General features: G+C 72.0%; 13 protein-coding genes. 6 read left to right on the top strand and 7 right to left on the bottom strand.

Translation table 11 applies throughout. The annotated features are described in order from the left end of the window. Positions 1-76: 76 nt before the first annotated feature. Positions 77-541 carry a Ros/MucR family transcriptional regulator gene (locus QO011_RS33165; protein WP_307282311.1) on the bottom strand — a complete coding sequence of 155 codons (465 nt, stop codon included), beginning with the start codon at positions 539-541 and terminating at the stop codon, positions 77-79. A gap of 343 nt (positions 542-884) precedes the next feature. Continuing rightward, positions 885-1478 carry a DUF1285 domain-containing protein gene (locus tag QO011_RS33170; protein ID WP_307282180.1) on the bottom strand — a complete coding sequence of 198 codons (594 nt, stop codon included), beginning with the start codon at positions 1476-1478 and terminating at the stop codon, positions 885-887. Positions 1479-1833: 355 nt separating this feature from the next. Between QO011_RS33170 and QO011_RS33175 the strand changes: the two genes are divergently transcribed. From QO011_RS33175 to QO011_RS33190, 4 genes are read left to right on the top strand one after another with little or no spacing between them, the layout of a single operon-like run. Next, positions 1834-2835, top strand: a complete 1002-nt coding sequence (locus QO011_RS33175) for an AAA family ATPase (RefSeq protein ID WP_307282182.1) — start codon at positions 1834-1836, stop codon at positions 2833-2835. 4 nt (positions 2836-2839) lie between these two features. Next, positions 2840-3757: a DUF58 domain-containing protein gene (locus tag QO011_RS33180; protein ID WP_307282183.1), complete on the top strand. Its 918-nt coding sequence runs from the start codon at positions 2840-2842 to the stop codon at positions 3755-3757. Further along, positions 3754-6537, top strand: coding sequence for a DUF4159 domain-containing protein (locus tag QO011_RS33185; protein WP_307282184.1), 2784 nt, complete (start codon positions 3754-3756; stop codon positions 6535-6537). Before QO011_RS33180 ends, QO011_RS33185 begins: the two co-directional genes overlap by 4 nt. Next, positions 6537-8633 carry a hypothetical protein gene (locus tag QO011_RS33190; protein ID WP_370882047.1) on the top strand — a complete coding sequence of 699 codons (2097 nt, stop codon included), beginning with the start codon at positions 6537-6539 and terminating at the stop codon, positions 8631-8633. Before QO011_RS33185 ends, QO011_RS33190 begins: the two co-directional genes overlap by 1 nt. Before the next feature lie 45 nt (positions 8634-8678). Here the strand turns inward: QO011_RS33190 and QO011_RS33195 are convergent, their stop codons facing one another. Together QO011_RS33195 and QO011_RS33200 are read right to left on the bottom strand one after the other, a co-directional pair. Beyond that, positions 8679-9044, bottom strand: coding sequence for a hypothetical protein (locus tag QO011_RS33195; protein WP_307282186.1), 366 nt, complete (start codon positions 9042-9044; stop codon positions 8679-8681). A 173-nt stretch (positions 9045-9217) separates the two neighbouring features. After that, entirely contained in the window at positions 9218-9742 is a 525-nt protein-coding gene (locus QO011_RS33200; protein WP_307282187.1) for a phosphatase, read from the bottom strand. Between the two features lie 175 nt (positions 9743-9917). Here QO011_RS33200 and mgrA point away from each other — a divergent pair, with 175 nt between their 5' ends. Continuing rightward, a complete protein-coding gene (gene mgrA, locus QO011_RS33205; protein WP_307282189.1) occupies positions 9918-10940 on the top strand; it encodes an L-glyceraldehyde 3-phosphate reductase in 1023 nt (340 codons plus the stop codon). Between the two features lie 11 nt (positions 10941-10951). Here the strand turns inward: mgrA and QO011_RS33210 are convergent, their stop codons facing one another. Then, a complete protein-coding gene (locus QO011_RS33210) occupies positions 10952-11530 on the bottom strand; it encodes a methylated-DNA--[protein]-cysteine S-methyltransferase (protein ID WP_307282190.1) in 579 nt (192 codons plus the stop codon). A gap of 100 nt (positions 11531-11630) precedes the next feature. Between QO011_RS33210 and QO011_RS33215 the strand changes: the two genes are divergently transcribed. Then, positions 11631-11822 carry a 4-oxalocrotonate tautomerase gene (locus QO011_RS33215; RefSeq protein WP_307282191.1) on the top strand — a complete coding sequence of 64 codons (192 nt, stop codon included), beginning with the start codon at positions 11631-11633 and terminating at the stop codon, positions 11820-11822. A gap of 14 nt (positions 11823-11836) precedes the next feature. Here QO011_RS33215 and QO011_RS33220 read toward each other — a convergent pair whose 3' ends face one another. Together QO011_RS33220 and QO011_RS33225 are read right to left on the bottom strand one after the other, a co-directional pair. Further along, positions 11837-12514, bottom strand: coding sequence for a cysteine hydrolase family protein (locus QO011_RS33220; RefSeq protein ID WP_307282192.1), 678 nt, complete (start codon positions 12512-12514; stop codon positions 11837-11839). Between the two features lie 76 nt (positions 12515-12590). Continuing rightward, positions 12591-13142: an NADPH-dependent FMN reductase gene (locus QO011_RS33225; protein ID WP_307282193.1), complete on the bottom strand. Its 552-nt coding sequence runs from the start codon at positions 13140-13142 to the stop codon at positions 12591-12593. Positions 13143-13183 lie beyond the last annotated feature (41 nt).

Below are 13183 nucleotides of genomic sequence, written 5' to 3' on the forward strand. Positions count from 1 at the left end.
CCCTGGACATACACCGCCCGCTTCCCGCGGCGTGGATCCGGCGGAACAGGACGGGCCAGCGGCCCGCCGGGGCGGATCAGGACGCCTTGGCCTTGCGCGGCGCGCGCGCCGGCTTGGCCTTGGCGGCGGTGCGCACCTGGCCGAGGCCCATGGTCTTGGCCAGCTTGGAGCGGGCCGCCGCATAATTGGGCGCCACCATCGGATAATCGTGCGGCAGGCTCCACTTCTCCCTGTATTGGGCGGGAGTCATGTCGAAAGCCGTGCGAAGATGACGCTTCAGCGACTTGAACTGGCGCCCGTCCTCCAAGCAGATGATGTAGTCGGGCATGACCGACTTCTTGATCGGCACCGCCGGCTTCGGCGCTTCGACGGTCGGGGCGGGTTCTCCCGCCGCAACTTTCCTGAACGCGGCGTGCACCTCGCCGATGAAGCCCGTGAGGGCCGCGGCGGAGATCGAATTGTTGCTCACATAGGCGGCGACGACGTTCGCCGTGAGCTCCAGAAGATCGTCGGATCCGGTCGGAGCGGAGGGGGTATCCATGGGCTTTTCTGCCACGTTCATTGATGATGCGAGTTCGCTATACAAAAACCGGGCGGCACGCAAGGATTTTGTCTTTCAGGGCCACAGTAGACAATCTTTTTCTCGGGGAGAACGATTATCGACGCGCTGCAATACGACCGGCATGCAAGACATGGTAGCGAGTCGTGCAAGTGAGACGGGCAGGTGGCAAGCTCTCGCGTGCCGCGGGCAAGCAGAATTAACCAGATCGCCCGGCGAGCACCCGCGGTCTTCGCTCCGCTGCGCCGCTCTTACATGGTCTCGGGCCGACCCGCGCCTTCGGCAGCAAGGCTCGCGCGGTGATTCGGCTCGCGACGGCAGCAGCTCAGTCCGCCCCGCCGATCTCGTGCGCCGGCGCCATGGCGAAGAAGCTGCCGCCGGAGGCGACGCCGAACATGTCGACGCCGTCGACCGCCCGGGTCTCGCCCATGGCGACGAGATCGTAGAACAGGGCGCGGCTCACCCGGGCCCAGAGCCCGGCGCGGACATGCACATAGGGCTTGAGCCCGTCCGAGGCGCCGGCCTCGAAGCGCAGGGGATGGTCGGGGCCGGCAACGGTCCAGTCGTCGACATTGGTGCGGAAGGACAGCGTGCGGGACGGCGCCTCCCCGGCCACGGCCATCTCCACCGCGACGAAGGGCGCGTCCTCCACGGCGATGCCGACGCGCTCGACCGGCGTCACCAGCACGTAGCGCTCCGGGTCCCGGCGCAGGATCGAGGCGAAGAGCTTGACCAGGGGCAGGCGGCCGATCGGGCTGCCGAGATAGTACCAGGTGCCGTCGGCGGCGATGCGCATGTCGATGTCGCCGCAGAAGGCCGGATGCCACAGGTGCACCGGCGGCGGTTCCCTGGCGCCCGCCGCCGCGGTCCTGGCGGCCTCGGTCAATCCGTCCAGGTTCGGTCTTCTCGGTTCGCTCACCGGCGCTTCCACATGACGCGGTCACGATACTTTGATCGAATGCGGAGGGAAACCCCGTGAGGGGCGGGGACCAAGCCTTTGGAAATGCTGGCATGATGCCGCGCCGGCCTCGCATGGGGGCGAGCCGGCGAGGGAAACCCGGACCGGGGGCGACGGCGTTTCCTCAGCGGCATCCCGGGCGCGACGGGACGATAGGCCGCAGCCGTCCGGGGCTCCGCCATGGGCTCGGCGGCCGCCTTTCCGCCACCATCGGCCCGGATGTTGCTTCCGGACGTTTGTCCGAGCCCGTGTCGGGCCTGTGCAGAGATGGGCCGCCAGTCTTGCCGGACTCGCCGCAGTCCGGGACCATGAGGAGATGATGAGCAGCGAACCCGCCACCAGCCTCGACGAGGTGATCGTCCGTTCCGCCGAGAGCACCGCAGCCCAGATCAAGGCGGCGCGCGCGGCGATCCACGCCGTGATCTTCGGACAGGAGGCGGTGGTCGACGGCGCGCTGATCACGCTGCTCTCGGGCGGGCACGGCCTGCTCGTCGGCGTGCCGGGCCTCGCCAAGACCAAGCTGGTGGAGACGCTCGGCATCGTGCTCGGGCTCGATGCCCGGCGCGTGCAGTTCACCCCGGACCTGATGCCCTCCGACATCCTCGGCTCGGAGGTGCTGGAGGAGACTTCGGCCGGCAAGCGCGCCTTCCGCTTCCTGCAGGGCCCGATCTTCGCCCAGCTCCTGATGGCCGACGAGATCAACCGCGCCTCGCCGCGCACCCAGTCGGCGCTGCTGCAGGCCATGCAGGAATATCACGTCACCGTCGCCGGCGACCGGTTCGACCTGCCCAAGCCCTTCCACGTGCTGGCGACGCAGAACCCGCTGGAGCAGGAGGGCACCTATCCCCTGCCCGAAGCCCAGCTCGACCGCTTCCTGATGCAGATCGACGTGCCCTATCCCGACCGCGAGGCGGAAAAGCGCATCCTCTTGTTCACCACCGGCGTCGAGGAGATTCCGCCCAGGCAGGCGATGACCACCGACGACCTCCTCAACGCCCAGCGCCTGGTGCGGCGCCTGCCGGTGGGCGAGAGCGTGGTGGAGGCGATCCTCGACCTGGTGCGGGCCGCCCGGCCCGGCGCGCTGAAGGAGCTGGAGGGCAAGATCGCCTGGGGGCCGGGGCCCCGCGCCAGCCAGGCGCTGATGCTGGCGGTCCGCGCCCGCGCGCTGCTCGAGGGGCGCTTCGCCCCCTCGGCGGACGACGTGGTGGCGCTGGCACAGCCGATCCTCAAGCACCGCATGGCCTTGACCTTCGCCGCGCGCGCCGAGGGCGATACGATCGAGGGCGTGATCGCACGCCTCGTCCGGACGATAGGATAGGGATTTGGCGGTAGCCACGCGCCTTCTCACCGATGCTGACGCCCGGCCCGGCCCGCGCATCGAGCAGCATGCGCTCGATCTCGCCCACGCCCTGCCGCGGCTCGCCGTCGAGGCCCGGCGGGTGGCCAGCGCGGCGGTGCACGGGCTGCACGGCCGGCGCCAGGCCGGCGTCGGCGAGAATTTCTGGCAGTTCCGGCGTTTCAGCTTCGGCGAAGCGGCGGCGCGGGTGGACTGGCGCCGCTCGGCCCGCGACGACCATCTCTACGTGCGCGAGCGCGAATGGGAATCGGCCCATACGGTCTGGCTCTGGGCCGACCGCTCGGCCTCCATGGCCTATGCCTCGTCGCTGGCCCAGGCGCCCAAGATCGAGCGGGCGCTGGTGCTGACCCTGGCGCTGGCCGACCTCATGGTGCGCGGCGGCGAGCGCGTCGGGCTGATCGGCACGGCACGGCCCTCCTCCAGCCGCAACGTGGTCGAGCGTTTCGCCGAGGCGATGCTCGCCGACCGCACCGCACCGCAGGGCCTGCCGGCCGCCACGGCGCTGGCGCCGCACACCGAGGCGGTGCTGGTCGGGGATTTTCTCGCGCCGGCCGCCGAGACGGCCGCCCGGATGGCGGCGCTGGCTTCGCGCGGGGCGCGTGGGCACCTCGTCATGGTCGCCGACCCGGTGGAGGAGACCTTCCCCTTCGCCGGGCGCTCCGAGCTGGTCGATCCGGAGGACGGGTTCCGGCTGACCGCCGGGCGCGTCCAAGCTCTGCGCGAAGGCTATGTCGAGCGCCTCGCCGCCCATCGCGAGGCGCTGCGCCGCGACATGCGCCGCTTCGGCTGGACGCTGACGCTGCACCGCACCGACAGGCCGGCCTCCCAGGTCCTGCTGGCGCTCTATCCGCTGCTGCAGGCGTCCGGAGGGACGCGGCCGTGATCCCGCTCGCCTTCACCGCGCCGATGATGCTGCTGGCGCTGGCGGCGCTGCCGGCGCTCTGGGTGCTGCTGCGCCTCGTGCCGCCGCGGCCGCGGCGGATCGACTTTCCGCCGCTCAAGCTGCTGCTCGGCCTGACGCCGACCGAGGAGACCCCGGCGCGCACGCCCTGGTGGCTGACGGCGCTGCGCCTCGGCCTGGCGGCGCTGATCATCCTGATGCTGGCCGGGCCGGTATGGAATCCGCGGGCCGGCCCGGCGGCGGGATCCGGGCCGCTGCTGCTGCTGGTCGACAACGGCTGGGCCTCGGCCCGCGACTGGGAGCTCAGGACCCGGGTGGTCGAGGACCGCATCGCCGCCGCCGAGGCCGCCGGGCGCTCCGTCGCCCTGCTGGCGACGGCCGAGCCGGCGGCGGACCTGTCGCTCGCCGCGGCGCCGGATGTGCGCGCCCACCTGCGGGCGCTGAGGCCCGAGCCGTGGACGCCGGACCGGGCCGCGCATCTCAAGAGCCTGTCGGACTTCCTGACGCGCGAGCCGGCGGCCGAGATCGTCTGGTTCGCCGACGGGCTCGCCGCCCGTCCCGACGCCTTCGTCGACGGGTTGAAGACGCTGCTCGCCGGCCGTCCGGTCGAGGTGGTGCAGGATACCAGCCGCGGTGCCCTGGCCCTCGCCGGCGCCGACAATGCTCCCGGCGCCCTGACGGTCCGGGTGCTGCGCGCCCTCGACGGCGCGCCGCCGGCCGGCGTGGTGCGGGCCCGCGACGTCAAGGGCCTGCCGGTCGGCGAGGCGCGCTATGCCTTCGCCGCCGGCGAGCGCGAGACGGCGGCGCGCTTCGATGTGCCGGTCGACCTGCGCAACGACGTCGCCCGCATCGAGATCGCCGGCGAGCACTCGGCCGGCGCGGTGCAGCTGCTCGACGACCGCTGGCGGCGGCGAACCGTCGGCATCGCCTCCGGCCAGACCGCGGACACCGCCCAGCCGCTGCTGTCGGGCACCTATTATCTGACGCAGGCGCTGCAGCCCTTCGCCGACGTGCGGCCGGCCGAAGGCACCTCGCCGGGCGAATCGATCCTGCGCTTCATCGACGACAAGCTGCCGGTCATCATGCTGGCCGATGTCGGCAAGCTCGGCGAGGCCGAAGGCAGGCTGGGCGACTGGGTCGACGGCGGCGGCGTGCTGGTGCGCTTCGCCGGCTCGCGCCTGACCGCCGCCTCGGACACGCTGGTGCCGGTGACGCTGCGCCGGGGCGGACGCACGCTCGGCGGCGCGCTGTCGTGGGAGCGGCCGCAGGCGCTCGGCACCTTCCCGCAGAACGGGCCCTTCGCCGGCATGGCCGTGCCGGGCGACGTGACGGTGACGCGGCAGGTGCTGGCCGAGCCCGACGGCGACCTGCCCGCCCGCACCTGGGCGGTGCTGGCCGACGGCACGCCGCTGGTCACCGCGGCCCGGCACGGCAAGGGCCTGGTGGTGCTGTTCCACGTCACCGCCGACACGACCTGGTCGAACCTGCCGCTCTCCGGCAGCTTCGTGGAGATGCTGCGGCGGCTGGTGGCGCTGGCGGGCACCACGGTCAAGGTCGGCGACGAATCGCGGCGCGCCGCCGAGCCGACCATGCTGGCGCCGGCCCGCACCCTGGACGGGACCGGCAGCTTCGAGGCGCCGCCGGCGACGGCCCGGCCGGTGCGCGCCGACGCTCCCGGCATCGGCGGCAACGAGCATCCGCCCGGCTTCTACGGGCCGCCGGAAGGGCTGGTCGCCGTCAACACCCTGGCCAAGGACGCGACGCTGACGCCGCTCGTGCCGGACTGGCCGGGCGCGCGCCTCTCCTCCTACGCGGTGGCGGCGCCGCGCGACCTCGCCCCGGCGCTGCTGCTGGCGGCCCTGGCGCTGCTCATGGCCGACAGCCTGCTGGTCTTCGCCCTGGCGGGCGGCGCGGCGCGGCTGAGGCGCCTCACGGGCGCGGCCGGCGGCGCGGCGCTGCTGGCGCTGGCGCTCGTCCTGCCGCATCCCGGCGGCGCGCGGGCGCAGGACAAGCCCGCCGTCGACTTCGAGGCGGCGCTGAAGACGCATCTGGCCTATGTCGTCACCGGCGACAAGGACACGGACGACACCAGCCTGGCCGGCCTGCGCGGCCTCACCGCCTTCATCACCGACCGGACGGCGCTGGAGCCGGGACCGCCGATGGGCATCGACCTCGCCCGCGACGAGCTCGCCTTCCACGCGCTGATCTACTGGCCGATCGTCCCGGGCGCCCCGCCGCCGCCCCCGGCCGTCATGGCCAAGGTCGACGCCTTCATGAAGTCGGGCGGCACCATGCTGTTCGACACCCGCGACGCTCTGGAGCAGAGCGCGGGCCTCGGCTCGACCCCGGCCGGAGCAACCCTGCAGAAGCTCTTGTCGTCCCTCGACATTCCCGAGCTGGAGCCGGTGCCGCGCAACCATGTCCTGACCAAGACCTTCTACCTCATGGAGAAGTTCCCGGGCCGCTATGACAGCGGCGACACGTGGGTCGAGGCGATGCCGGCCGAGAGCGCCGACGAGAGCGACCGGCCGGCCCGCGCGGGCGACGGCGTCTCGCCGATCATCATCACCTCGAACGATCTCGCGGGGGCATGGGCGGTGGGGCCCGACCTCAGCCCGCTGTTCCCGCTGACCCCGGGCGGCCCGCGCCAGCGCGAGATGGCCTATCGCGGCGGGGTGAACCTGGTGATGTATGCGCTGACCGGCAACTACAAGGCGGACCAGGTGCATGTCCCGGCGCTGCTGGAGAGGCTGGGGCAATGATGGCGGGCCTGTCCCTCTCGTTCTCGCCCTTCCTGCCCTGGCCGGTGCTGTGGGCTGTCGCCGCCGTCGCCGGCGTGGTCGCCCTGCTCAATCTCGGCGCCGGGCTGCGTGGGGCGATCGTGCGGGCCCTGGCCCTGGCGCTGGCCGTGCTGGCGCTGGCCAACCCGTCGGTGATGCGCCAGGACCGCGAGACGCTGCCGAACGTGGTGGCGGTGGTGCTGGACCGCTCGGCCTCGCAGGGGCTGGGTGAGCGCACGGCGCAGACCGATGCGGTGCGCGACGCGCTGGCCGCGCGCCTCAAGGGCCTGCACGACACCGAGGTGCGCATGATCGATGCCGGTGCCAACGGCATCGGCGCCGACGGCACGCAGCTGTTCGGCGCGCTCGCCAACGCGCTCGGCGACGTGCCGCCCGAGCGGGTGGGCGGCGCCATCATCGTCACCGACGGCGAGGTGGACGACGTGCCGGCCAAGGCGGCGGCGCTCGGCTTCAGCGCGCCGGTGCACGCCCTGATCACCGGCCATGCCGACGAGCGCGACCGGCGCATCGCCCTGGTGGAGGCGCCGCGCTTCGGCATCGTCGGCAAGACCCAGACCGTGCGCTTCCGCGTCATCGACCATGGGCCGGACATGCCGGGCAGCGCCACCGTGGTGGTGCGCCGCGACGGCGAGGAGATCGCCCGGCGCAGCGTCGCGGTCGGCGCGGTCTCCGACGTCGACGTCGAGATCGCCCATGGCGGCGCCAACATCGTCGAGCTCGACGCCGAGGCCGTGCCGGGCGAGCTCACCGACGTCAACAACAAGGCGGTTTTGTCGATCGAGGGCATCCGCGACAAGATGCGGGTTCTGCTGGTCTCCGGCGAGCCGCACGCGGGCGAGCGCACCTGGCGCAATCTCCTGAAGGCCGACGCCAATGTCGAATTGGTGCACTTCACCATCCTGCGCCCGCCGCACAAGCAGGACGGCACGCCGATCAACGAATTGTCGCTGATCGCCTTTCCGACGCGCACCTTGTTCGCGGAGAAGATCTCGGATTTCGACTTGATCATCTTCGACCGCTACGCGCAGGAAGGCATCCTGCCGCAGATGTATTTCGACAACATCACCGAATATGTCCGCAACGGCGGCGCGGTGATGCTGGCCTCCGGCCCGGACTACGCCTCCGACTCCAGCCTCTGGGGCACCTCGCTCGCCGACATCCTGCCGGCCGAGCCGACCGGCGGGGTGATCGAGCAGCCGTTCCGGCCGAAGGTCACCGATCTCGGCAAGCGCCATCCGGTGACGCGCGACCTGCCGGGATCGACCGTCGACCCGCCGGCCTGGAGCGAATGGTTCCGCACGGTGGAGACCACGCAGAAGGGCGGCACGGAGGTGATGTCCGGCGCCAAGGACGAGCCGCTCCTGGTGCTGTCGCGCCAGCAGAAGGGGCGGGTGGCGATGCTGCTGTCCGACCATGTCTGGCTGTGGGCGCGCGGCTTCGAGGGCGGCGGGCCCTATGTCGACCTGCTGCGGCGCCTGTCGCATTGGCTGATGAAGGAGCCGGACCTGGAGGAGGAGGCGCTCCGGGCCTCCGCGCGCGGCGCCGACCTCCTGGTCGAGCGCCAGACCATGGCCGACACCGCGGCGCCGGTGACCGTGACCGGGCCGACCGGCGAGCAGAGCCAGCTGCAGCTCAAGGAGGCCGAGCCCGGCCTGTGGCGCGGCACGTTCGCCACCAGAACCATGGGCCTGTGGCGCGTCACCGACGGCACGCTGACGGCGCTGGCCAATGTCGGGCCGGCCAATCCGCGCGAATTCCAGGAGGTGGTCTCGACCGAGGCGCGCCTGGCGCCGCTCACCGAGGAGACCCACGGCACGGTCCGCCGCGTCGCCGACCCCGCCGGCGGAAGCGGCGTCGTCGTGCCGCGCGTGGCGCTGGTGTCGACGGGCAGCAGCTTCGGCGGCGAGGGCTGGATCGGGTTCAAGCAGGCCGATGTCAGCGTGGTGCGCGGCGTCGGCGTGCTGCCGTTGTTCGGCGGGCTGCTCGGGCTGGCCTTGCTGCTCGGCGCGCTGGCGGCGATGTGGGCGCGGGAAGGCTGGGTGCCGCGGACGCGGTGAGGGGCGGAGGCGGGGCGGGCATGCGCAAGCTGCAGCGCCCGCGCGTCAGTCCTTCATCCTGCAGGTGACGGGACCATTGTCGAGCATGAGCTGGTTGCCGCCGGCATCGGTGACGATCTGGCCGATATAGAGGCCTTTCGCCTTGTCGCGCTGCGCCGAGATCACGACCCTCACGCGGGTGCTTTCCTCCGCATCCATTGCGACCAGAAGCAGATTGCCGTCGCGAAAGCTGAACAGCGTCACCTTGGACGGGTAGTCGAACTCGATCGACGGCAAGACGCCGGGCTTCTTCGGCACGTCGAAGGTGAGCTCCTGATCCTTGGGATAGGAGCAGGCGATCGATGTCGCAGCGGCGGAAGCCGCCCGAGGGACGATCAGCAGGGCAAGGCAGAGAATCGCGGCGCGCTTCATGGGCAGGCTCCGAGCTGGCACCTCTACTGGGGCCAAAGTCTACGACGCGAGAGCATCGATCGCGATCAAACCAGCAGGAGTGGCCGACCGGACGAGGTCGCCTGTGGGACCGGCGCCCCGAGACTGACGAGCGGAGCCGTAGCGCACTGCGCGCCGTACCGGCCAACACCCGATCACCCGTCCTTCCCCTTCCACGTCCGGCAGGGAAAGCGCCTGGCGATCCGGTTCAGCGCGCCGTCATGACCGAGCGCCGCGTCCCACTGGCTGACCATCAGCTTGTTCGGCTCGGCGACCGGCCGCAGGCCGTGCAGCACGGCGCCGGCCCGCTCCGGTGTCAGATAGCGCGCCAGCAGCCCGAGCCCGATCGCAGCCGAGCGGTGGACGCCCTGCATGCAGTGGATCAGCAGCCTGGCATCCGCGGGCAGCCCGTCCGTCCAGGCGCAGACGGCCGCCACGTGCTCGGGCGTCGGCGCCCGGCCTTCGTCCTCGTCCTCGACATCGTCGAAGAGGAGGGCGAGATGCCGGTCCTCGGGAATGCCCTGCATGGTCCTGAGCTTGATGGCAGGCTGGCGGATGGACAGGAGATGGGTCGTGCCCCAGGCCTGCCCGTGCTGGCGCGCCTCGTAGGCGCTGCAGACGCGGATGGCGCAGGTCCAGGCGTGCGGGTGCAAGCCTCCGTCCGTGAGCGGTGCGAACACGGCAGGTCTCCGATGTCGGAATGGCCGGAATCTGACATGGCGGGATTCCGGTGGTCAAGACGGTCAGCCCCTCCAGGCGAGGATATGCCCTGTCGCGAGGCATGCCGGACGCCGGCCCGGCATTGACGCGCCGCCCGCGTCGGCCCAAACCTCGGCCGCCACCCGGAGACGCGCCATGCCCTATCTCGCCGACCCCGGCCGCTATGCCGGCCTCGCCTATCGCCGCACCGGCCGCAGCGGCTTGCGGCTGCCGGTGATCTCCCTCGGGCTCTGGCAGAATTTCGGCGGCGTCGATGTCGCAGAGACCGGCCGGGCGATGGTCCGGCGCGCCTTCGACCGCGGCGTCACCCATTTCGACCTCGCCAACAATTACGGCCCGCCGCCGGGCTCGGCCGAGGAGCATTTCGGCGGGATCCTGGCGAGCGACCTGCAGCCCTATCGCGACGAGATCATCGTCTCGACCAAGGCCGGCTACGACATGTGGCCGGGGCCCTATGGCTCGCTGAACTCGCGCAAGAGCCTCCTCGCCAGCCTCGACCAGAGCCTGAAGCGCATGGGGCTCGACTATGTCGACATCTTCTATTCGCACCGGCCGGACCCGCAGACGCCGCTCGAGGAGACGATGGGGGCGCTCGACAGCGCCGTGCGCCAGGGCAAGGCGCTCTATGTCGGCCTGTCTTCCTATTCCCCCGAGCAGACGCGGCAGGCCGCCGGCATCCTCGCGGCGCTCGGCACGCCCTGCCTGATCCACCAGCCCTCCTATTCCATGATCAACCGCCATGTGGAGGGCGGGCTGCTCGACACGCTGGCCGAGCTCGGCATCGGCTGCATCGCCTTCTCGCCGCTGGCGCAGGGCCTGCTCACCGACAAATATCTCGCCGGCGTGCCGGCGGGCTCGCGCGTCACCCGCGGCGGCTCGCTCAGCGAGCGCATCCTGACACCGGACACGATCGCGCGCCTGAAGGGCCTCGACGCCGTGGCCCGGCGCCGCGGCCAGAGCCTGGCCGGGATGGCGATCGCCTGGGTGCTGCGCCAGCCGGCAATGACCTCGGCGTTGATCGGCGCGCGCACGGTGGAGCAGCTCGACGCCTGCCTCGATGCGGCGGACGGCCCGGGATTCTCGGCCGAGGAGCTCGCCGAGATCGACCGCCACGCCCTCGACGGCGGCGTCGACCTATGGACCCGGGCGCGGGGGTAGGCGGGCCGGGCTCAGCGCTTCGGGCGGGCCTTGGCGGCCAGCGGGAGGTCGTCGAACAGGAGCGGGGCGTCGCCGGTGCGGGCCCGCTCGATGGTGAGGATCCTGAGCTTGGTCTCGACCCCGCCATTGGCGGAGAAGCCGCCGGTGCGCCCGCCGGCTGCCAGCACGCGGTGGCAGGGCACGATGACGGCGACAGGGTTCTGGCCGAGCGCCTGGCCGACGGCGCGCGCCGCGCCGGGGTCGCCCAGCCGGGCCGCGACCTCGCCATAGGTCAGCGTCTCGCCGGGCGGAATGGCGCGCGCCACGTCGTAGACGCTGCGGTGGAAGGGCGGCACGCCGTCGAGGTCGAGCGCGATGGCGGAAAGATCGCCGCGACCGCTGGCGAGCAGGGCGCGCACGGCCTCGATCGCCGCCGCCACCGCCGCTGACGGCGGGCTCTCGACGGCCTGGGGAAAACGCGCCTTCAGGCGCGCGCCGGTGCGGGCGGCGCTCGCCTCTGGCAGCTGCAGGCCGACGATGCCGCGCGCGCTCCAGGCAAGGGCGCAGGGGCCGATGGCCGTGTCGAAGACGGTGAATCCCTGGGAGTCCATGGGCGCCGACCATAGCATCCGCCGGCCGGATCGGCCACGGTGGGCTCGCGAGGCGCCGGGACCGGGATGGGGCCCGGCCATGGACGCGGGAGAGACCGGCATGCCGATGATACGGGTGGAGCTGCTGGACGGGCGCACCGTCGAGCAGAAGCGCGAATTCGCCGCGGCGGTGACGCAGGAGGCGGTGAGGGTGCTGCGCTGCCCGGCCGAGGCGGTCGACGTGGTGTTCGTCGACGTCAGGCACCACGACTGGGCGACCGGCGGCCGGCTGGCTTCCGACCCGCAGGACTGAGGCGCTCCCGCGGGCTACCCGCCCCCCGTCAGGCCGGCGACGACGTCGGCGGCACGGGCCACCACGCCGAAGACGCCGTCCTCGACCGTGACCATGTGCACGGCGGCGGCATGGGCGTAGGCGTCGCCGCTGGCGCAGGCGTCCTCGACGAGCAGGCACTGGAAGTTGCGGTCGGCGGCTTCCCGCAGGGTGGTGGTGACGCAGACGTCGGTGGTGCAGCCGGTGAAGAGGATGTGGGTGATGCCCCTGGCCCTGAGCACGTGCTCGAGGTCGGTATGGGTGAAGGCGCCGTTGGCGGTCTTGTCGACGATGACGTCCTCGCCCGCGACCGCGATCTCGGGCACGATGGCAAAGCCCGGCGCGGAGCGCAGCAGCACGTCGGTGCCCTCCAGGCCGGCCCGGCGCCGGCGCCAGCGTTCGTAGTCTGTCATGTCGGCGAGGTCGGCGCGGTAGCCCTGGCGGGTGTGCACGATGAGGCAGCCGGCGGCGCGGGCCGCGGCGATGACCGCGTTGACCGCCGGCAGGATGGCGCGCAGCGGCGCGGGGTCATAGCCCTTGCGGGCGAAATAGCCCTGGCCCGACAGGAAGTCGACCTGCATGTCGATGACGAGCAGCGCCGTCCGCTCCGGACGGAGCCGCCCGTCATAGGGATAGTCGAACGGCCGGGCGGCGATCTGTCGGGACTCGGGCATCGGTGCGGCTCCCCCAAGGAGGCAAGAGTGCACGCTCGTGCCGGACGAGTCGATTCCCGACGTGCCGCGCGCGGGATCAGGCCGTGTGCCTGGCGACCCAGGCGGTGAAGGCCTTGCCGTAGGCGACGAGGAAGTCGCTCGTGCCCTCGTTGGCGAGCGCGTCTCCTTCGAACAGGCTGCCGGTGCCGCCGATATAGGCTTCCGGCTGGTCGAGCGTCGGCATGGCCAGGAAGGAGAGGGACTGGCGCAGGTGATGGTTGGCGCCGAAGCCGCCGATGGCGCCGATCGAGGTCGAGACCACGCCGGCGGGCTTGCCGATCAGCACGCCCTGGCCATAGGGGCGCGAGCCGACGTCGACGGCGTTCTTCAGGACGGCCGGCACCGAGCGGTTGTACTCGGCCGTGACGAACAGCACGGCGTCGGCCGCCTTGATCTCGTTGCGGAAGGCGACCCACTCGGCCGGCGGCTGGGCCTCGAGGTCCTGGTTGAAGAAGGGCAGGTTGCCGATCTCCACGAAGGTGAAGGCGAGGTCGGGGGTGAGGGCGGCGAGGGCCTTGGCGACCTTGCGGCTGAAGGATTCCTTGCGCAGGCTGCCGACGAGGACGGCAACGGTCTTCTGGGCGGGCATGGTGGCTCCGAATGGCTTGCGGCGGGTGCCCGGACGGCACC

This window comes from Labrys wisconsinensis (assembly GCF_030814995.1).
Lineage (GTDB): Bacteria > Pseudomonadota > Alphaproteobacteria > Rhizobiales > Labraceae > Labrys > Labrys wisconsinensis.